This window comes from Janthinobacterium sp. PSPC3-1, from assembly GCF_049896105.1.
Classification (GTDB): domain Bacteria; phylum Pseudomonadota; class Gammaproteobacteria; order Burkholderiales; family Burkholderiaceae_D; genus Janthinobacterium.
The window spans coordinates 12,647-32,820 of record NZ_JAFCTQ010000035.1 but is presented as its reverse complement, the minus strand read 5'-3'; the positions used below and the strand labels follow the sequence as shown (position 1 = coordinate 32,820).

17 protein-coding genes and 1 riboswitch are annotated in these 20,174 nt (G+C 64.9%); of the genes, 12 read left to right on the top strand and 5 right to left on the bottom strand.

Annotated features, from left to right (window positions below):
• Positions 1-9: 9 nt before the first annotated feature.
• Together ACP7B7_RS25725 and ACP7B7_RS25720 are read right to left on the bottom strand one after the other, a co-directional pair.
• Positions 10-1,608 carry a MutS-related protein gene (locus tag ACP7B7_RS25725; protein ID WP_426078568.1) on the bottom strand — a complete coding sequence of 533 codons (1,599 nt, stop codon included), beginning with the start codon at positions 1,606-1,608 and terminating at the stop codon, positions 10-12.
• A gap of 104 nt (positions 1,609-1,712) precedes the next feature.
• Complete coding sequence (locus tag ACP7B7_RS25720; protein WP_426078567.1) at positions 1,713-3,281, bottom strand: methyl-accepting chemotaxis protein; 1,569 nt, start codon at positions 3,279-3,281, stop codon at positions 1,713-1,715.
• Positions 3,282-3,513: 232 nt separating this feature from the next.
• Between ACP7B7_RS25720 and ACP7B7_RS25715 the strand changes: the two genes are divergently transcribed.
• The 9 genes from ACP7B7_RS25715 to ACP7B7_RS25675 all read left to right on the top strand — a co-directional run bounded on the left by ACP7B7_RS25715 (position 3,514) and on the right by ACP7B7_RS25675 (position 12,482).
• Entirely contained in the window at positions 3,514-4,779 is a 1,266-nt protein-coding gene (locus tag ACP7B7_RS25715) for an efflux RND transporter periplasmic adaptor subunit (protein ID WP_426078580.1), read from the top strand.
• 34 nt (positions 4,780-4,813) lie between these two features.
• On the top strand, positions 4,814-5,527 hold the full coding sequence (locus ACP7B7_RS25710) for an ABC transporter ATP-binding protein (RefSeq protein ID WP_308923524.1): 714 nt from the start codon (positions 4,814-4,816) through the stop codon (positions 5,525-5,527).
• 9 nt (positions 5,528-5,536) lie between these two features.
• On the top strand, positions 5,537-6,859 hold the full coding sequence (locus ACP7B7_RS25705) for an ABC transporter permease (RefSeq protein ID WP_426078566.1): 1,323 nt from the start codon (positions 5,537-5,539) through the stop codon (positions 6,857-6,859).
• A 37-nt stretch (positions 6,860-6,896) separates the two neighbouring features.
• A complete protein-coding gene (locus tag ACP7B7_RS25700) occupies positions 6,897-8,135 on the top strand; it encodes an ABC transporter permease (RefSeq protein WP_308923522.1) in 1,239 nt (412 codons plus the stop codon).
• Between the two features lie 33 nt (positions 8,136-8,168).
• Complete coding sequence (locus ACP7B7_RS25695; protein WP_426078565.1) at positions 8,169-9,503, top strand: sigma-54-dependent transcriptional regulator; 1,335 nt, start codon at positions 8,169-8,171, stop codon at positions 9,501-9,503.
• Between the two features lie 14 nt (positions 9,504-9,517).
• Positions 9,518-10,837 (top strand): sensor histidine kinase, encoded by a 1,320-nt coding sequence (locus ACP7B7_RS25690; protein ID WP_308923520.1) that lies wholly within the window; start codon positions 9,518-9,520, stop codon positions 10,835-10,837.
• Positions 10,834-11,613: a spermidine synthase gene (locus tag ACP7B7_RS25685; RefSeq protein ID WP_426078564.1), complete on the top strand. Its 780-nt coding sequence runs from the start codon at positions 10,834-10,836 to the stop codon at positions 11,611-11,613. The genes ACP7B7_RS25690 and ACP7B7_RS25685 overlap by 4 nt, the downstream gene beginning before the upstream one ends.
• A 32-nt stretch (positions 11,614-11,645) precedes the next feature.
• Positions 11,646-11,891: a hypothetical protein gene (locus ACP7B7_RS25680; protein ID WP_426078563.1), complete on the top strand. Its 246-nt coding sequence runs from the start codon at positions 11,646-11,648 to the stop codon at positions 11,889-11,891.
• A gap of 144 nt (positions 11,892-12,035) precedes the next feature.
• A complete protein-coding gene (locus tag ACP7B7_RS25675) occupies positions 12,036-12,482 on the top strand; it encodes a class I SAM-dependent methyltransferase (RefSeq protein ID WP_426078562.1) in 447 nt (148 codons plus the stop codon).
• Positions 12,483-12,563: 81 nt separating this feature from the next.
• Here the strand turns inward: ACP7B7_RS25675 and ACP7B7_RS25670 are convergent, their stop codons facing one another.
• Positions 12,564-14,219, bottom strand: a complete 1,656-nt coding sequence (locus ACP7B7_RS25670; protein ID WP_426078561.1) for a serine hydrolase — start codon at positions 14,217-14,219, stop codon at positions 12,564-12,566.
• A gap of 22 nt (positions 14,220-14,241) precedes the next feature.
• Positions 14,242-16,101: a M1 family metallopeptidase gene (locus ACP7B7_RS25665; protein WP_426078560.1), complete on the bottom strand. Its 1,860-nt coding sequence runs from the start codon at positions 16,099-16,101 to the stop codon at positions 14,242-14,244.
• A gap of 153 nt (positions 16,102-16,254) precedes the next feature.
• Here ACP7B7_RS25665 and ACP7B7_RS25660 point away from each other — a divergent pair, with 153 nt between their 5' ends.
• Together ACP7B7_RS25660 and ACP7B7_RS25655 are read left to right on the top strand one after the other, a co-directional pair.
• Positions 16,255-16,593, top strand: a complete 339-nt coding sequence (locus ACP7B7_RS25660) for a type II toxin-antitoxin system RelE/ParE family toxin (RefSeq protein WP_426078579.1) — start codon at positions 16,255-16,257, stop codon at positions 16,591-16,593.
• Entirely contained in the window at positions 16,590-16,871 is a 282-nt protein-coding gene (locus ACP7B7_RS25655; RefSeq protein ID WP_426078559.1) for a helix-turn-helix domain-containing protein, read from the top strand. The genes ACP7B7_RS25660 and ACP7B7_RS25655 overlap by 4 nt, the downstream gene beginning before the upstream one ends.
• A gap of 7 nt (positions 16,872-16,878) precedes the next feature.
• Here ACP7B7_RS25655 and ACP7B7_RS25650 read toward each other — a convergent pair whose 3' ends face one another.
• A complete protein-coding gene (locus ACP7B7_RS25650) occupies positions 16,879-19,263 on the bottom strand; it encodes a M1 family metallopeptidase (protein ID WP_426078558.1) in 2,385 nt (794 codons plus the stop codon).
• A gap of 145 nt (positions 19,264-19,408) precedes the next feature.
• Positions 19,409-19,589: riboswitch (yybP-ykoY riboswitch) on the top strand.
• A gap of 9 nt (positions 19,590-19,598) precedes the next feature.
• Between ACP7B7_RS25650 and ACP7B7_RS25645 the strand changes: the two genes are divergently transcribed.
• A complete protein-coding gene (locus ACP7B7_RS25645; protein WP_308923515.1) occupies positions 19,599-20,174 on the top strand; it encodes a TMEM165/GDT1 family protein in 576 nt (191 codons plus the stop codon).

Below are 20,174 nucleotides of genomic sequence, written 5' to 3'. Positions count from 1 at the left end.
GGAAACCCGTCAGGCCGGCGCCAGCACGCCGCTGCAATCGGCCGGCTGCGCCATGTGCGTGCTGAGCCAGTCGAACACCCGGCCCGCCTTGTCTTCGATCTGGCGGCCGAAACCGCGCTCGGCCAGCAGCGCGATGCCGTTGGTTGCCTGCAGCACGCCGGGCGCCAGCAGCAAGGCGCCGCCGGCATCGCGTCGCACGCACCACGGCGCCAGGCAGTCTTCCAGCAGCGGCGCCAGCACCAGGTTATGCGAAGACACGATCACCAGGTGGCGCGCCGCCAGGGTATGGAGCACGGCGGCGGCGGCCGAGATCGATTCGAGGTGATTGGTGCCGCGGAAGATCTCGTCGATGATGAACAGCGCAGGCTCAGTACTCCCGGCCAGCGCCAGCAGTTCGTGCGCGCGGCGCAGTTCGGCCAGATACAGGCTTTCGCCGCCGGCCAGCGAGTCTTCGCTTTGCATGCTCGAGTACAGCGGCAGCAGCGGCACGCGGGCTGCCTGCGCATGGCAAAAGCCGAATGCGCGCGCGCAGACCAGGTTGATGCCCAGGGTGCGCAGCAAGGTGCTTTTGCCGATGCCGTTCTGGCCCGAGACAAAGGCGCCGCGCCCGTCCAGGGCCAGCGACAGCGGCAGCGCCGCCGGCAGCAGGGGATGGCGCACCTGCTCGAACCTCAGCCCGCGCGCATCGCCAGGCAGCGCCTGCGCCCAGCAGAACTGCTCGCGCGCCTGCAGGTGGCGCGCCAGCGCCAGGTCGGCTTCCAGCTCGGCCACCCGCAAAAAGCTGCGGCGGAAAACGTCAAGCTGGCGCAGCAACACCACGCGGCTGCGGAAATAGCGCCGCACATCGCCCAGCACGAACCAGTCCTCATATTCGGACAGCAGCGGTATCAGCTTGAGCCAGCGGATCGGTGTCAGATGCCGGTGCAGGCGGCCGACGCGGCGTGCCTCGTCCTGCCAGCCTTGCGTGAACGGCGTAGCGAGCGCCCCCAGGCGCTCATGCGCCAGCAGCAATTGCTGTAGTGTCTGCACGCTGCGCTGCCAGTACTTGCAGCAGTCATGGAACTGCACCTGCAACAGCATCAGCACCACCCAGGCGGCCAGCACGCCGAACCAGGCCAGCGGCGCAAACAGCAAGGCCGCCGCCAGCGACAGCAGCAGCGCCAGCGGCGGCAGCAGCAACAGGCGGCGCCACCAGGGCGGCGGCGCGATCGGCTGGCCAAACAGGGGCGCGCTCACTTCCATGTCGACGCTGCGCAGGCCGTGCATGGCCTGCTGCAAGCGCGCCATGTCGGCTGGCGCGGCCAGCAAGGCGCGCACGCGTTCGACCGAGGCGGGATCGGCGACGCCGCCGGCCAGCCGCTGGTGCAGGCGCTGCTGGCCGAAGATGCTGGTTTGTTCCGCCAGCGATTCGCTGTAGCCATCGAGCAGCATTTCATCCCAGGTCTGCGCATCGATCAGGACCGGCCCGCCTTCCACCTTGCCCAGCATGGCGATATCGCTGCGGGCAAACGGATAATCGTATTCCGGCGGCTCGGGCAGGCTGGCCAGTTGGCGCAGCCAGCCGCGCAGGCGGATCGGGAAAGCAGGTTTCTTGTCGGGCAGTGTCATGATGCTCCAGGTGGGATGCGGGCCGCGGTGGCGGCGCCATTCATCACCGGGCCATATCAGGACGATTGCCAGATTATCAAGTGATGCGGCTCAAGTGAAGCACCTCAGGCGCGCACGGCATGCGGGGCGATCTTGAACACGCTCACCGTCCGCGCCAGTTCGCCCGCCTGATCCTGCAGCGACTGAGTGGCGGCCGCCGCCTCTTCCACCAGCGCCGCGTTCTGCTGCGTCACCTGGTCCATCTGCGCGATCGCCTGGTTGACCTGGTCGATGCCGTCGCTCTGCTCGCGGCTGGCGGTGGCGATCTCGCCGACGATCTGCGTCACTTGCCGCACGTCGCCCACCAGGGTGTTCATGGTGGCGCCAGCGCGCTCGACCAGGCTGGTGCCCAGCGCGATCTTGCCGACCGAATCGTCGATCAGCAGCTTGATCTCGCGCGCGGCCTGGCTGGAGCGCTGCGCCAGGCTGCGCACCTCGGTGGCGACCACCGCGAAGCCCCTGCCCTGTTCGCCGGCGCGCGCCGCTTCGACGGCCGCGTTCAGGGCCAGGATATTGGTCTGGAACGCGATGCCGTCGATCACGCCGATGATGTCGACGATTTTCTTCGACGAGTCATTGATCGCGTTCATGGTGCTGACCACGTCCTGCATCACTTCGCCGCCTTGCGCCGCCGTGCCGGAGGCGCCATCGACCAGGCCGCGCGCATGCTGGGCGTTTTCCGAATTCTGCTTGACGGTGCTGGTCAGTTCCTCGATCGAGGCGGCCGTCTGTTCCAGCGAACTGGCCTGCGTTTCCGTGCGCGCCGACAGTTCCATATTGCCGGCCGCCAGTTCCTGCGAACCGCGGTTGATCGCTTCGGCGCCGCCGCGCACGCGCGCCACGGTCGACAGCAGATCCTGCTGCATGCGGCGGATGGCCGCCAGCAGGCGCCCGATCTCGTTGTCGCCGCCGGCGTCGATATGCGCCGTCAGGTCGCCATGCGCCACCTGGTCGAGCAGCACCACGGCGCGCGCCAGCGGCGCGATCACCACCTGGCGCAGCATGTAGTGCACGCCCACCACCAGCGCCAAGGCCAGCAGCAGGCCCAGGGCGACCAGCCACTTGACGATGGCGTAGTCCTGGTCGCGCGTCGCCATCAAGCCCGTGTTCTGCTCGTCGCCGAGCTTCTGGAATTTTTCCAGCTGGGCCGAAAAGGCGGCGCCGGCCGGCGTCAGCTCGCGCGTATTGATCAGCGTGTAAGCATCGGCGTCATTGCCGGCCAGCGCGGCGGTGGCGCGTTCGAGCGCCTGCACCTGCGTGCGCGCCGCAGCGATCAGCTCGCGCTTGAGCGCCGCATCCTGGCCGTCATAAGCCGGCGCGCCGTCGTATTTGCCGATGAATTCCAGCGCGCGCTGCTGCGATTTCCTGGCGCTGGCCAGCGCGCCGTCGCGCTCGGCCGCCGCGCCGCCATCCCGGATGCTGGTATAGGCGCGCGTCAGGGCGGCGCGCACGCGCGTGGTGTCCTTGTAGGCGTCGTTGATGACGATCACCTGCGACGTGACCTGGTACATGGTGGACATCGAACGGGTCGACTGGCCCAGCGCATAAATGCCCAGCGCGGCGCCGACCACCAGCATCGCGGCAAACAGCAGCAGCACGCCGAGCAAACTGGCACGCACTGTCATATTTTTCATATCAACCCCGTTATATTGTCATTAAAACATAAACATCAAGCAATACTTCTTCGCCGACTATACCAAGAACGCCCACCTGCTGGCTGAAAAAATGCGGGCAGGAATCCGTACGCAACGGACAGCGCGGACAGCTGCGGACAGCGGACAAGCGCCCTGCCGCTCAATCAAATCAAACACTTGGCGCTGGCACGTATCGTGCAATAGCTTGCTTATTCTTTTTAACGCCACCACCATGATCCGCGACACTTCCCAACAAGACGCCGTTATCGCCGCCCCCAGGGGCCAGTTCGCCAGGCGCCGCCTGCTGATCGCCGCAAGCACCCTGGCATTGCTCGCCTGCGCCTATGCCGCCTTCCACAGCTGGCGCGGCAGCGAGCATTCCGTCAATGCCAGCCGGCTGCGCATCGCCGAAGTCACGCGCGGCACCCTGGTGCGCGACGCCGCCGTCAATGGCCGCGTGGTCGCCTCGATCAGCCCCACCCTGTATTCGACCACGGTGGCCACCGTCACCCTGAAGGCCAAGGCGGGCGATACGGTGAAAAAGGGCGACATCCTGGCGGTGCTCGAGTCGCCCGATTTGTCCGACGCCCTCAAGCGCGAACAGTCCAGCGTGCAGCAGCTCGAAGCGGAAGTGGCGCGCCAGCAGATCCTGGCCAAGAAACAGAAACTGCTGGCGCGGCGCGAAGCCGATACGGCCGAAATCGAACGCCTGTCGGCGCAGCGCACCCTGGAGCGCTACGAAAGCGTGGCGCAGGTGGGCATCATCGCCAAGATCGATTACCAGAAGGCCAAGGATGCCCTCAATTCGGCCGAGATCCGCAGCAAGCACGCCTCGCAGGCGGCCGGCCTGGAAAGCGAAGACGTGACCCTGGCCCTGAAGACCAAGGCCAATGAACTGGAACGCCAGCGCCTCGTCCGCGACAACGCCCAGCGCCGCGTCGACGAGCTGACCGTGCGCGCGCCCGTGAACGGCTTTATCGGCACCCTGTCGGTGGCCAACCGCAGCGTGGTGCAGGCCAATACGGCCCTGATGACGCTGGTCGACCTGTCGCAGCTGGAAGTGGAACTGGAGGTGCCGGAAACCTATGTGGCCGACATGGGCCTGGGCATGCGGGCAGAGATCGAAACGGGAGTGGTCAAGGCCACCGGCAAGCTGTCGGCACTGTCGCCGGAAGTAGTGAAAAACCAGGTGCTGGCACGCGTGCGTTTCGATGGCGAGCAGCCGGCCGGCCTGCGCCAGAACCAGCGCGTGTCGGCGCGCCTCCTGATCGATGAAAAACCGGGCGTGCTGATGCTGGCGCGCGGCTCGTTTGTCGAAGCCGAAGGCGGCCGCTTCGCCTATGTGGTGCGCGACGGCGTGGCGATGCGCACGCCGATCAAGCTGGGCGCGACCAGCGTGACCGCCGTGGAAATCCTGGACGGCTTGAAACTGGGCGACAAGGTGGTGGTCGCCGGTACCGAAAACTTCGAGAACGCCGCGCGCGTCTCGCTCAACTGACATTGATTCATTTAACTTTTACAAGAGGCTCCCCATGCTGCGCATGCAAAACCTGAGCAAAGTCTACCGCACCCACATGATCGAAACACACGCCCTGCGCGGCTTCGAGATCCACGTGCAGCAAGGCGAATTCGTCACCGTCACCGGGCCATCCGGCTCGGGCAAGACCAGTTTCCTGAACATCGCCGGCCTGCTCGAAGAATTCACCGACGGCCAGTACGTCCTCGACGGCGTCAACGTCCAGGGCATGGACGACAACGCGCGTTCGCGCCTGCGCAATGAAAAGCTGGGTTTCATCTTCCAGGGTTTCAACCTGATTCCCGACCTGTCGCTGTTCGACAACGTCGACGTGCCGCTGCGCTACCGGGGCTTCAACCGCGCCGAACGCCGCGAACGCATCGAAGACGCGCTGGCCAAGGTCGGCCTGGCGTCGCGCATGAAACATTATCCGGCCGAACTGTCGGGCGGCCAGCAGCAGCGCGTGGCGATCGCGCGCGCACTGGCCGGCTCGCCCAAGCTGCTGCTGGCCGATGAACCGACCGGCAACCTCGACACGCAGATGGCGCGCGGCGTGATGGAGCTGCTGGAAGACATCAACGCCCAGGGTACCACCATCCTGATGGTCACGCACGATCCGGAACTGGCGCTGCGCAGCCAGCGCAATGTGCACATCATCGACGGCCAGGTGTCGGACCTGATGCAGCACGGCGCCTCGCTCACCGCCGCCCGCCATCCTGCCACCGCCTGAGGAGCGACCATGTTCGACTACTATTTCAAGCTGGGCCTGCGCAGCCTGCTGCGCAACCGCGCGCTGACCGCGCTGATGATACTGACGCTGGCCGTGGGCGTAGCCGCCAGCGTCTCGACCGTCACCATCCTGCACGCCATGTCGGGCGACCCACTGCCGCACAAGAGCGACCGCCTGTTCGTGCCGCTGATCGACATCCTGCCCGTGAAAGGCTATGTGCCCGGTGAAAAACCGGGCTTTTCGCAAATGCAGATGAGCTATATCGATGCGCAGAATTTCATGCGCAGCAAAATCGGCGTGCGCCGCACCGTGATGTACGGCGTGGCCGGCCAGGTGGAACCGGCGCGCAAGGATATCGGCTCGTTCTTCGCCCAGGGCATGGCGCCCACGCGCGAATTTTTTACCATGTTCGAGCCACCTTTTCTGCATGGCCAGCCATGGAGCGACGCCGATGACGCCAGCGGCGCCGACGTGATCGTGCTCAGCCGTGCACTGGCCGAAAAACTGGTGGGCACAAACAATCCGGTCGGCCAGCGCGTGATGGTGCTGGGCCGTCCCTACCTGGTGACGGGCGTGCTGGCGACCTGGGACGTGGTGCCGCGCGCCCACCACATTATCGGCAGCAAGGGAGCGTTCGGCCCCGAAGACGAATTCTTCATTCCGTTTGCCAGCGCGATCCGCCACGAGACCGTGCACGATGGCGGCATGAGCTGCAATGGCGACAATGTCGTTCCCGGCTACCAGGGCATGCTGGCCTCGGGCTGCACCTGGCTGCAGTTCTGGTTCGAGATGGCCAGCAGCGGCGACCGTGGCCAGCTGCAGCAGTACCTGGACGCCTACGCGGGCGAGCAGCGCAAGCTGGGCCGCATGATGCGCAATGCGCCGAACCAGCTGTACGACCTGAACGAGTGGATGGCTTACCTGCAGGTGGTGGACAACGACAACAAGCTGGCCGCCTGGCTGGCGTTCGGCTTCCTGCTGCTATGCCTGGTCAATACCGTCGGCCTGCTGCTGGCAAAGTTTTCCGTGCGCGCTTCCGAAGTGGGCATCCGCCGTGCGCTGGGCGCCACGCGGCGCGATATCTTCCGCCAGTTCCTGATCGAGACGGCCGTGATCGGCCTGGCCGGCGGTGTGCTGGGCCTGCTGCTGGCGTTTGGCGCGCTGGCCGTGGTCAGCCGGCAGTCGGAGGATCTGGGCACGGTGGCGCACATGGATATTCCGATGCTGCTGCTGACGTTTGCCATGTCGGTGACTGCCGCCCTGCTGGCGGGCCTGCTGCCCACCTGGCGCGCCTGCCAGGTCACGCCGGCGATCCAGCTCAAGTCCCAATGAACCCGATCAACACTCTTTACCCACGATGAGGTCCAGCATGGAAATCCGTCCCATCCTCTCGGCGCTGATGCGCAGCAAAACCGGCGCCGTCCTGGTAGCCGTGCAGGTCGCGATCAGTCTGGCCATCCTGGCCAACGCCCTGTATATCGTCAACGTGCGCCAGGCCGTGGCCGCGCGGCCCACCGGCGTGGCCGCTGAAAACGATATTTTTTATGTCAATCTCCAGAACATGGATCGCGGCGGCCACCAGCGCCAGCTGGCCGAACAGCAGCGCCAGACGGCCCTGCTGCGCGGGCTGCCGGGCGTGATGTCGGTGGCGCTGACGTCGCAGGCGGTGCTGTCACGCTCCGGCAACATCACCAGCGTGTCGGCCAAGCGCAACCAGGTCACGCCCAGCGCGGAAGTGGCCACCTATTTCAGCCCCGATTCACTGGTGAAAACCTATGGCTTGCAACTGGTCGAGGGACGCGACTTCCGGCCCGAGGAAGCACCCGAGATCAATGATGACGTCGACGACATCTATCCCAAGGTGGTCATCCTCACGCGCCTGGCGGCGCAGAAGATATGGCCGGGCGAGACCAGTTTCGTCGGCAAGACGATCTACAAGGGCACCGGCGACAACGACCCGGAACTGCGCGTGGTCGGCATCGTCGAACGGCTGCAGACCCAGAGTGCCCAGGTCAAGCCGCGCGGCGAATATTCGGCGCTGCTGCCGGCGCGCATGACGGGCGGGCGCGATACGCTGCTGTATGCCGTGCGCGCCGAACCGGGCCAGCGCGACCGCCTGATGCAGGAGGCGGCCCAGGCGATCCGCAGCTCCACCACGGATCGCATCCTGGTGCGTATCGACACGCTGGAGCAGCACCGCATGGAGCGCTACCGGGCCGACCAAGGCCTGTCGTGGATGCTGATCACGGTGTCGGCCCTGCTGCTGCTGGTGACCGCCAGCGGCATCGTCGGCATCGCCAGCCTGTGGGTGACGCAGCGGCGCAAGCAGATCGGCGTGCGGCGCGCTCTGGGCGCGCGGCGCATCGATATCCTGCGCTATTTCCTGACCGAGAATTTCATGATCACCAGTGCCGGCGTGGCCGCTGGCGTGCTGCTGGCGCTGGGCCTGAACCACCTGCTGGTCAGCCAGCTGGAAATGGCGCGCCTGCCGCCCGGCTACCTGCTGGCCGGCGCGCTGGTGTTCTGGCTGCTGGGGCTGGGCGCGGTGTACGGCCCGGCCTGGCGCGCGGCCAGCATTTCGCCGGCCACCGCCACCCGCAGCACCTGACTATGACGTACCTGACAATGTTATGCTGCGCGCATGCCTACCGTACTGATTATTGACGACCATGCCGCCGTGGCGATCGCACTCGAGGTGCTGTTTTCCCTGCACGAGATCGACGCCCTGAGCGCCGCCACGCCCGAAGAGGGCCTGGCGCTGCTCGCACGCCAGCCTGTCGACCTGGTGGTGCAGGACATGAATTTTTCGGCCGACACCACCTCGGGCGAGGAAGGCGTGGCGCTGTTCCACGCGATCCGCGCGCGCCACCCCGACCTGCCGGTGATCCTGCTGACCGCCTGGACCCAGCTCGATGCGGCGGTCGACCTGATCAAGTCGGGCGCGGCCGACTACCTGGCCAAGCCCTGGGACGACCGGCGCCTGGTGGCCAGCGTGCGCAACCTGCTGGAACTGGGCCAGGCCAACCGCGCCTTGCGCGCGCGCGTGGTGGCCGAACAGCGCCAGCGCCACGCGCTGGAGGACGCGTTCGATTTGCGCGGCATGGTGTGGCAGGACCCGGCCACCGAGCGCGTGGTGCACCTGGCCTGCCAGGTGGCGCGCGCCGACGTGCCGGTACTGATTTCCGGCCCGAACGGCAGCGGCAAGGAATGCATCGCCGCCATCGTGCAGGCCAACTCACTCGTGGCCAAAGGCCCGTTCGTGGTGCTCAATTGCGGCGCCGTGCCGGTCGACCTGATCGAGGCGGAACTGTTCGGCGCCGAAGCGGGCGCCTATACCGGCTCGACCCGCGCGCGCGACGGCAAGTTCGACGCGGCCGACGGCGGCACCCTGTTCCTCGACGAGATCGGCAACCTGCCGCTGGCCGGGCAGATGAAACTGCTGCGCGTGCTGGAAACGGGCCGCTTCGAGCGCCTGGGATCGAACCGCGAACGGCAGGTCAAGGTGCGCGTCATCAGCGCCAGCAATGCCGACCTGCCGGCCATGATCCGCGCCGGCACCTTCCGCGAAGACCTGTTTTACCGCCTCAACGTGATCGAGCTGCGACTGCCGCCGCTGGCCCAGCGTCCGCTCGATATTCCGGTGCTGGCGCGCCATTTCCTGGGCCACGAAAAAACCCTGGACGCGCAGGCGCACGCGGCGCTGCTGGCGCACGGCTGGCCCGGCAATGTGCGTGAACTGAAAAACGTCATGCAGCGCGCCAGCCTGCTGACCACCGGCAGCGTGATCCACGCGCCGGAGCTGGGCTTGCCAGCCTCGCCCATCGCGCCATCGGCTGCACCGGAACCGGACCGCGACAGCGTGGTCGACGCGCTGGCGCGCGCGCATGGCGTGGTGGCCCAGGCGGCGCAGGAGCTGGGCCTGTCGCGCCAGGCGCTGTACCGGCGCATGGAACGGCTGGGCATCGCGCGCGGCTGATGGCGCCCGGGACCATGCGGCTTTCCCTGCTCACGCGCTGGACGGCGCTGGTGGCCACCCTGCTGGTGCTGGGAGTGGCCATCGCCCTGCTGCTGGCGCATTATTTTCCGGGCCAGCCGCTGCTGGTGCTGGGCGCCACCCTGCTGTGCGTGCTGCCGGTGGCCATCATCACCATTCGCGCCCAGCTGCAGGCGATGCTGTCGCTGTTTCGCGCTTTATCAGGCACGGTGGCCAGCTACCAGGACGGCGATTTCGGCTTCAGCCTGCGCTGGCCGCAGAACGATGAACTGGCCGACCTGGTGGCGGCCCACAATGCGCTGGGCGACGTGCTGCGCAAGCAGCGCCTGGACCTGGTGCAGCGCGAACTGCTGCTCGACACCATGGTGCAGAACACGCCCGTCGCCATGCTGCTGGTGGCCGACGGCAGCGCCATCGTCTACGCCAACCTGGCCGCGCGCCAGCTGCTGCATCACGGCCGCCGGCTCGAAGGCCACCACCTGGCGGACATCGTGCGCCAGGGCGCGCCGGCCCTGGCCGAAGCGCTGGCGCGCGGCAACGATGGTCTGTTTACCAGCGGCGAAGGAGAGCAGGAAGAGGTGTATCACCTGGCCCGGCGCAGCTTCAGCCTGAACGGGCGCCGCCACGAGCTGCTGCTGCTGCGCCAGCTGACCCTGGAGCTGCGGCGCCAGGAAGTGCAGACCTGGAAAAAAGTCATCCGCGTCATCAGCCATGAGCTGAACAACTCGCTGGCGCCGCTGGCCTCGCTAGCCCATTCGGGCGCGGAACTGGTGCGGCGCGGCCAGACCGAGAGGCTGCCGCAAATCCTCGCCACCATCGAGGAGCGCACGCGCCACCTGGAAAGCTTCATCCTCGGCTATGCGCGCTTTGCCAAGCTGCCCACGCCGCGCCTGGCCAGCTGCGCCTGGCCGCCGTTCCTCGACAGCCTGGCCGCGCAAGCGGTCTTCACGCTGGAGTGCGAGCCACCCGCGCAGCCGGCCATGTTCGATGCGGCGCAGTTGCAGCAAGCCTTGCTCAACCTGCTGAAAAATGCGCTCGAATCCGGTTCGCCACCGGGCAAGATCGGCCTGCATGTGAGCCTGGCGCAGGGCATGCTGCGCATCGAAGTGCGCGACCGCGGGCCGGGCATGAGCGGCGCCGTGCTGGAAAACGCGCTGGTGCCGTTTTACTCTACCAAGCGCAGCGGCACCGGCCTGGGGCTGGCGCTGGCGCGCGAGATCGCCGAAGCGCACGGCGGACGCATCAGCCTGTCCAACCGCGATGGCGGCGGCCTGGCCGTGGTGATGATACTGCCGGCTGCTACACTGGCGCCATGACGATAGAATTTACCTCCCATACCAACGCCGCCTTCAGCCATCCCGGCCATCCGCCGGCCACCATCACGCAGCACCGCGGCATCCGCTACATGCACCTGGGGACCAAATGGGTGCAGGGCGCCATGCGGCTCGACAAACCGGACGCCATCGAGCTCGAATACGTGCAGATGATGATGATGTGGATGCTGTTCAAGAGCGAGCCAAAACGCATCGTGCAGCTGGGCCTGGGCAGCGCCGCGCTGACCAAGTTCAGCTACCGCCGCTTTCCCGACGCCACGGTGACGGCGGTCGAACTGAACCCCAACGTGATCGCCATCTGCGGCGCCCAGTTCTCGCTGCCGCCGAACGACGCGCGCCTGGACGTGCGCGAAATGAACGCGCTCGACTTCGTGCTCGACACCGCCAACCACGGCACGGTCGACGTGCTGCAGGTCGACCTGTACGACGAGGAAGCGCGCGGCCCCGTGCTCGACACACCCGAGTTCTACCAGGCCTGTTTCGACTGCCTGACGGATGACGGCATCATGTGCACCAATGTATTCGGCGACTTTCCCAACTACGACAAGAACCTGCAGGCGATGGAACTGGTGTTCGACGCCGTGGTGTGGGTGCCGGAACTGGAAGACGAAAACATCGTCGTGCTGGCCTTTAAAAAATCGCCGCTGCTGGACTTCAGCGAGCTGTACGAACGCGCGGCCACCATCAAGAAACAAGTCAACCTGCCGGCCAAGAACTGGGTCAACGGCTTGAAGCAGTGGATGCTGGACCAGCAGTAAAACCTTTTTCCTTAACAAGCATGGAGCACGAGATGATGATGAAGCGAGTATTCCTGGCTGCCGCCCTGGGCGCGGCAATGACCATGGGCGGTGCGGCGCTGGCTGCAAAAGCGGATAACACCGGTGACGACGCGGCGCTGAAAGCGGCGATTGCCGGCAGCGCGCGCACGCCCGCCAACGTGGTGCGCGACGGCGCCCGCCACCCGTATGAAACCCTGCGCTTTTTCGGCATCAAGCCGACCATGACGGTGGTCGAACTGGCCCCTGGCGGCGGCTAGTACACGGAGATTCTGGCGCCCTACCTGCGCGAACAGGGCAAGCTGATTGCCGCCGGCAGCGATCCGCAGGGCAGCGAAGGCGCGCGCCGCAGCGCCGCCCGTTTCCAGCAAAAACTCGACGCCAACCCGGCTGCCTTCGACAAGGTGGAAATCGGCGCCTTTGCGCCACCGACCACCTACCGCATCGCGCCGAAAGGCACGGCCGACATGGTGCTCACCTTCCGCAATATCCACAACTGGATCCCGGTCGGCGACGAGGGTTTGAAGGTCTTGTTCGGCCAGGTGTATGACAGCCTGAAACCGGGCGGCGTGTTCGGTGTCGTCGAGCACCGCCTGCCGGCGAACAAGGCGCAGGACGCCAAGGCCAGCAGCGGCTACATGCATGAAGCGTATGTGATCAAGCTGGCCGAAAGCGCCGGCTTCAAACTGGCCGGCAAATCGGAGATCAACGCCAATCCGAAAGACAAGGCCGACCACGAAGGCGGCGTCTGGGCGCTGCCGCCCACCTATGGCAACAAGGATGTCGACCGTGCCAGATATGAAGCGATCGGCGAGAGCGACCGCATGACGCTGAAGTTCGTCAAACCGTAAAGTCGGCAAACTGCCGGGGTCAGACCCTCAACACCGCCAACGCAAATATCATCGCCAACGGTGACGGGGGTGACCCCAGCTTTACTTCTTGTCCGCCTTGACCGGCACCAGGTTCAAATCCTGGAAGTCGTAGCTGAAGTCGGTTTCTTCCGAGACCGGCTCCATCTTCACGCGGTCGATGCTGCCGTCCGGCTTCAGCGAGAACGTCACGTAGGCGTCGGCGTTGAAGTTGCGCTCCTTCCAGCGCACAATGAAGGTGTCGTGCTGCCAGTGTTCCAGTTCGCCCTTCAGGTCCGGCGTGCGCGTGAAGCTCAGGATATGCTTCCTGCCCTGCGGCGCGATCACCACCTTGCCGTACCACGCGTCTTCGTACTCGCCGTCATAGCTGGCCAGCGGCAGCGACGGCTGCGATTTGGCGGCACGCGCCTTGGACGCCTTGCCCTGCTTTTTCACTTCTTCCGCGTGCATGTCCTGCTCCACCTTCGACACCAGGCCGATCCAGTCCGACGGCTGGGCGTTCAGGTAGTGGTCGACGATGCGCCACTGCAGAGCCGTCATCGAACCGCCGTTTTCCGCGTTGGTCAGGATTGCCACGCCCAGTTTCGCCTGCGGCACCATCAGCACGCGCGAATAAAAGCCCTGCAGCGCGCCGCCGTGCATGGCCACTTTCATGCCCTGGTAGTCGCGCAGCTGGAAGCCCAGGCCATAGGCGCTGAAGTTCGGCTTGGTCGCCGCCAGTTCCGGCTTCGGCTCGCCGATCTTGACGGGCGTCTGCGCGGTCCACAGTTCATTCGCCTGCTTGGCGCTGAACAGGCGCGCGTCCTTGCCGTCCTTGTCCTGCACGCCGGCGATCTTGCCGCCGTCGAGCAGCACCATCATCCACTTGGCGATATCCTCCGCATTGGTGTTGATGCCGACGGCGCCCACCGCGTTCGGTACCGGCATGGATTTGACGGCGGCGACCTTGCCGTTGATCTTGCTGTGCGCGCTGGCGACGTCGGGATTGCCCGCGTTGTCCGCCAGGCTGGTGGTGGTGCCCGTCATGCCCAGCGGCGCCAGGATGCGCTCGTGCATGGCCTGGCCCCAGCTCATGCCGGTTTTCTCGGCGATAATCTTGCCGGCCACGATATACAGCAGGTTGTCGTAGGCATAGCTGGCGCGGAAACTGGTGGCCGGACGGATGTAACGCAGCTTCTCGATGATCTCGTCGGTGGTAAACGTGGTGGTCGGCCACCACAGCAGGTCGCCCGCGCCCAGGCCCAGGCCGCTGCGGTGCGTCAGCAGGTCGCGGATGGTCATTTCGCCCGTCACATACGAGTCGTGCATCTGGAAGCCGGGCAGGTGCTTGGTGACCGGATCATCCCAGGCCAGCTTGCCTTCGTCGACCAGCATGGCCAGCGCGGCGGCGGTGAACCCCTTGGAGTTGGAGGCCACTTCGAACAGGGTCTTGCCGTCCACCGGCGCGGCCTCGCCGAGCTTGCGCACGCCGAAACCGGTGGCGGCGATCACCTTGCCGTCCTTGACGATGGCGATCGCGATGCCGGGCACGTCAAACGTTTTCAGGGCGCGGTTGACATCATTTGCCAGGTAGAATGCGGGCGCCGGCGCAGGTGCAGGCAACTGCGCCGCGACCGGTGCCGTGGTGACAGGGTCGGCGGCCAGCGCCGGCAGGGCGGCGCCGGAAAACGCCAGCAGAACAGCGGCGGCAAGGGTGTGCAGCGGATGCGTGAATTTCATGGTGTGGATTCCTGAAAGTGGATCAATGTACTTGGGCGGCCATCAATTTGTCGACGCTTTCCTGCGTCACCGGGTGGTAGCGTTCGCGTGCTTGCGCATACACGTCTTTCGCCCATTGCTGGCCCTGCGGCGTCTTCATCAGCGCGCCGTACAGCGGCACCACGAACTTCTGGCGGCCCACGCTCAGCAAAAAGGTTTGCAGCGGCGCGCTGACGTCATGGCCGGCATTCACCGACGCGAGATAAAAGCGGTAGGCCACTTCGTTGTTGCCGCTCTTGCCCACGCCATACACCTGGTCCAGCTCGCGCAGCTGCGCGGCGCTGGCGCGGCCGTTGATATCGTTTAAAAAGTGCATGGACTCGATCGCGATCCACTGATCCATGCCCAGCTCCTTGGTCGACAGCGTGCCCTTGAGCCACGCGTCGCGGTGCTGGTCCAGCAACGCCAGGCGCGGCGACACCACCGGTTTGGCGCCGGCCGGCACGCCGGTGCCGTACAGCCATTCGTTCAGTTCCGCTTCCGGCATCACCGCGGGATGCCGCGCCAGCAAATTCTTGCGCAGGTAGGCGATGAACTGGTCGGTCGTCACGCTCTGGAAAGCATGCTGGTCGAACCAGCCGCGCAGGAAGGCATCGAACACCTTGCGGCCCGCGCGCTGCTCCATGGTGGCCAGGAACCAGGCGCCCTTCGGATAGATAATGCCGTCGTCGGTATAGGTCTCGGCAGGATTGGCGTCCGCGTCGCGCGTGACCAGCGCCGTTTTCGCGGCCGGCAGTTCCTTGATCGAGGCGGCCAGTTCTTCCTGGTCGACCTGCACGCCCATCTGCGCCACCTCGCTGCCGTACAGCTGCTCGACGATGCGGGTGGTGACGTAGGTGGTAAAGCCTTCGTTGAGCCACATGTGCTTCCACGAGGCGTTGGTGACCAGGTTGCCCGACCACGAGTGCGCCAGTTCATGCGCGATCAGGTCGACCAGGCTGCGGTCGCCGGCGATCATGGTCGGCGTCAAAAAGGTCAGACGCGGGTTTTCCATGCCGCCGTAAGGGAAGGATGGCGGCAGCACGATCATGTCGTAGCGCCCCCAGCGATATGGGCCATACAGCGACTCGGCCGCCTTGATCATTTTCTCGGTATCGGCCAGCTCGTATTCGGCGGCCTTGATGCGCGGCGGTTCGGCGTACACGGCCGAACGCGGGCCGAGCTTGCGCACTTCCAGCTCGCCGATCGCGATCGCCAGCAGGTAGGACGGAATCGGCTGCGGCATGCGGAAGGTCCAGTCACCCTTGCCGGTCGCCTTTTCATCGTTCTCGGCGCTCATCACCACGCGCATGCCGGCGGGCGCCTCGATGCGGGCGCTGTAGGTAAAGCGCACGGCCGGGGTATCCTGCGACGGCACCCACGAGCGGGCGTTGATGCTTTGCGACTGGCTGAACATGAACGGCAGCTTGCCCGACATGGTCTGCTGCGGCGTGAGCCACTGCAGCGCGATGGCGCCCGGCGCCGTGTGGTAGTACACGCGCACTTTTTCAGGCTGGCCGGTGGTGGTGATGCGCAGCGCCCGGCCCTTCTCGGCGTCGAGCGCATCGAGCTGGAACGGCGCCATCTGCCACGCGCCGCGCTTGTCCTGCACCTGCACCCTGGCGATCGCCAGGTCGCGCGTATCGAGCACCAAGGTGCGCGCGGCCGGATCGATCCATTTCAGGGTCAGCTCGGCATAGCCGGACAAGGTCTTTTGCGTGAAATCGGCCTTCAGGTCCAGCTGCAGGTCGCGCGTGCGCACCTGGTCGTAGCGCGCATAGCTCAAGGGATCGGCGTGCGCGGCCAGGCTGGCCTGGCACAGCAGCGCGCAACCGAGGGCGCGCAGGAAAGTCATCGTTTGCATGGTCGTCTTTTGAATGATTTGCGAAATCCCCGGAGCATGGTGGCCGGGGCGTCGCGCAGAATAGCACTTCCGGCCGGGGCTGGCAGAAAAACCCAGGTAACCCAGCTGACGCGGCCACTTGCAAAAATATATAAAAAATTGTATATTTCGGCCATGGACGATGCCAAACCAGTGGTGTTCAGAGGCAACTCGCTTCAGGATCTGCGCAGTTTTCCACCGGCGCCGAGAAATGAAGCAGGCTATCAATTGCATCAAATTCAGCATGGGCAAGAAGCGGATGACTGGAAACCCATGAAGACGATAGGCGCCGGAGTGAATGAAATCCGTATCCGGGACAACGCTGGCGCCTTTCGCATTCTGTATGTCGCCAAATTTACAGAGGCGGTCTATGTCCTGCACTGTTTCCAGAAGAAAACTCAACAAACCAGTAAACCGGATATTCAACTGGCGCAAACACGCTACAAGGATTTGCTAAAGGAACGTACAGCATGAGCAACGAACAATTTTCCAGCGTCTGGGATGCGATTGCCGACACGCCCGATGCGGCCGCCAACCTGCAGCTACGTGCCGAGCTGATGATGGCGCTGAAAAGTCATCTCGCCCGCAGCCAGCTGACGCAGGTGGAAGCGGCCAGTCTGTTCGGCGTGACGCAGCCGCGCATTTCCGATCTGCTGCGCGGCAAGATCAATCTGTTTTCCATCGATACCCTGGTCAATATGGCGGCGGCGGCCGGCATGCGGGTCGCCTTGCAGCTCGAAGCAGCCACCTGACCCGGGCTTATTTCCCTGCTGCCTTGTCCTCTGCCGGCTTCAACGGCGTATTAAAATCCTTCATCAGATTGTCCTTGTCGCGGTCCTGCTTGAACAGTTCCAGACGCGATGGCGTGATGCGGCGCGGCCAGGCGTTGTTGCTGGTGTCGATGTCGGCCGTTTCCCAGTACGGGTCCTGCACCAGGCTCACCATCGGCTCCTCAAGGACGATCACCTTGCTGATTTTTGTCGGCGAATAACGCCACACTTCGGCCGGCACGCGTTCGATGATCTTCTTGCCGCTTTTCAGTTCGATTTCCAGTATCAAGGGCATCACCAGGCCGCCCAGATTCGAAAAGTCGACCAGGTACAGGTATTTGCCGGCGTTGCGCTGCTCCAGCAGTTTCCGCTCCCACGGTTCCAGCCCTTCCAGCTCTTCGGCATGGCTGTTGCGGTCCTTGTTGGTGACCGTGAAATCATCGTGGCGGTTATAGAAATCCTTCAATGACGGGTCCTGGTCGACCTTCTTCGGCAGCACCTTGTTGCGCTGGGCCGAAATCGACAGCGGTTGCGCATCGTGCTGCGCCTTTCTCCACGCCTTTTCGATGGCCGGGTCTTTGGTGCTGACGCCATATTCGCTGATGCCGTCGATGCTGATGTCGACCGCGTCGGTGGTGTAGAACCAGCCGCGCCAGAACCAGTCCAGGTCGGTGCCGGAGGCGTCCTCCATGGTGCGGAAAAAATCGGCCGGCGTGGGGCGCTTGAACTTCCAGCGCTGCGCATACTGTTTGAAGGCGAAATCGAACAGTTCGCGGCCCAGAATCGTCTCGCGCAGGATGTTGAGCGCAGTGGCCGGCTTGTCGTAGGCGTTGGCCGTGAACTGCAGCAGCGACTCGGAATTGGTCATGATGGGCACCTGGTGCTGGCTGCGCATGTAGTCGACGATCTTGCGCGGCTCGCCATTCCAGGAAGGGAAATCCTCTTCCCACGCCTGCTCGGCCAGGTACTGCACGAAGGAGTTCAGGCCCTCGTCCATCCAGGTCCATTGACGCTCGTCCGAGTTGACGATCATGGGGAAATAATTGTGACCCACTTCGTGGATGATCACGCCGATCAGATCGTACTTGGTCTTTTTCGAGTAGGTCAGCTCGCCCGTTTTCTTGTCCTTCACGGGGCGCCCGCCGTTAAAGGCGATCATCGGATATTCCATGCCGCCGACGGCGCCGTTGACCGACAGCGCCACCGGATACGGGTAGTCGAAGCTGTACTTGTTGTACTGCTCGATGGTGTGCGCCACCGCGCGCGTGCTGTACTGCTGCCACAGCGGATTGCCCTCGTTCGGATAATAGGACATGGCCAGCACGCGCTTGCCGCCGCTGTTCAAACCCTGCGCATCCCAGATGAACTTGCGGCTCGACGCCCATGCCGCATCGCGCACATTGGTGGCCTTGTAGTGCCAGGTTTTCATGGCGGTGCTGCGCGTTTTCTCCGCCGCCAGCGCCTCCGCCGGCGTGACCACCATCAGCGGCACCTCGCTGTTCCTGGCCCTGGCCAGGCGCTCGCGCTGCGCGCCGGTCAGCACCTGCTGCGGGTTTTGCAGTTCGCCCGTGGCGGCCACCACGTGATCCGCGGGCACCGTCAGATACAGCTCGTAGTCGCCGAATTCCAGCGTGAATTCACCCGAACCGAGAAACTGCTTGTTCTGCCAGCCCACCGCATCGTAGTAGGCGGCCATGCGCGGAAACCACTGCGCCACCTGGAAGATCGTGTTCTTGTCGTCTTCAAAATACTCGTAGCCGGAACGCTCGACCAGCACCTTCTGGTCGTTGATCAGATAAGACCAGGCGATATTGAAGGTGATGCTCTGGCCGGGCGCCAGCGCCACCGGCAGGTCGATGCGCAGCATGGTCTGGTTGACCACATGCGCCAGCGGCTGGCCATTGGCCGAGGTGATGGCGCCGAGCTTGAAGCCGCCGTCGAATTCGCGGCCCGCGTGGATGGCGCGCAGGTCCTCGAATTTCAGGGCCTGCTCTTCGTCGCCGCTGAGCCAGGCCTGGCGCGACGGCGCGCTCAGCACGCGGCGCTGGTCGGCATCCTTGCGCAGGCCGTTCTGGTCCAGCTGCAGCCACAGATAGGCCAGGCTGTCGGGCGAGCGGTTGTGATAGGTGATCTGCTCGCTGGCGGTGATGGCGCGGCGCTCTTCGTCCAGGGTGGCGCGGATCACGTAATCGGCGCGCTGCTGCCAGTAGGCGTGGCCCGGCGCGCCCGAGGCGGTGCGGTAGTTATTGGGCGTGGGCAGCAATTCTTCGAGCTGGCGGAACTTGTCATCGAACGGCGCGGCCGGGCCGCACAGGCCGGGCAAGGACACCAACAGGGGCAGACACAGGGCAAGCAAGCGAACCAGGACCGGCATGGCGCATTCCATCATGAAAAGTGGGAGACAGCCTGCATTCTAAGTCGAGTCCGTTGGCAAACCGATCATTGTTGTCGAAGGCCCACACGGCGCAGGCGGCGGCGCCGTGCAAGCTGGCGCGCCAGGCCGCATTGGCGTATCATGCGCCTCGAACATTGGGGAGTAGTCGTCCGCGCCTTTTGGCACGGAACCTGTATCAACATGATTGGCCCGCAGGCCATGGTGCAGGTGGTTGAAGAACTTGACGAGACCATTGATCCAGGGGCGGCCGCACAGGGCCGGAGTCGTCCGTGGATCATTGGTTGATTCGTCCGGCCCGTTTACCTGAGTACCCCATGGAAGCCTTCCTGATCTCCACCGGCATCGTCGGTCTCGCTGAAATCGGCGACAAAACCCAGCTCCTCGCCTTTGTGCTGGCCGCGAAATTTCGCCGGCCCGTGCCCATCGTGCTGGCCATCTTTATCGCCACCATCGTCAACCATGCATTTGCCGCCGCCATCGGCAGCTGGATCACCGGCATGCTGGGGCCGGACCTGCTGCGCTGGGTGCTGGGGGTATCCTTCCTGGTGATGGCCGCCTGGACCCTGATCCCCGACAAGCTCGACGAAGATGACGCCAAACTGGCGAAATACGGCGTGTTTCTGACCACCCTGCTGGCCTTTTTCATGGCCGAGATGGGCGACAAGACGCAGGTGGCCACGGTCGCCCTGGCGGCCCGCTACGACAGCATGCTGGCGGTGGTGCTAGGCACCACCTTCGGCATGATGCTGGCCAATGTACCGGCCGTCTACCTGGGCGACAGGATCGCCGGGCGCATTCCGCTGCGCCTGGTGCACGGCATCGCCGCGCTGGTATTCGCCGTGCTGGGCGTGGCCACCCTGCTGGGAGCAGGCAGGGCGCTGGGCTTTTAA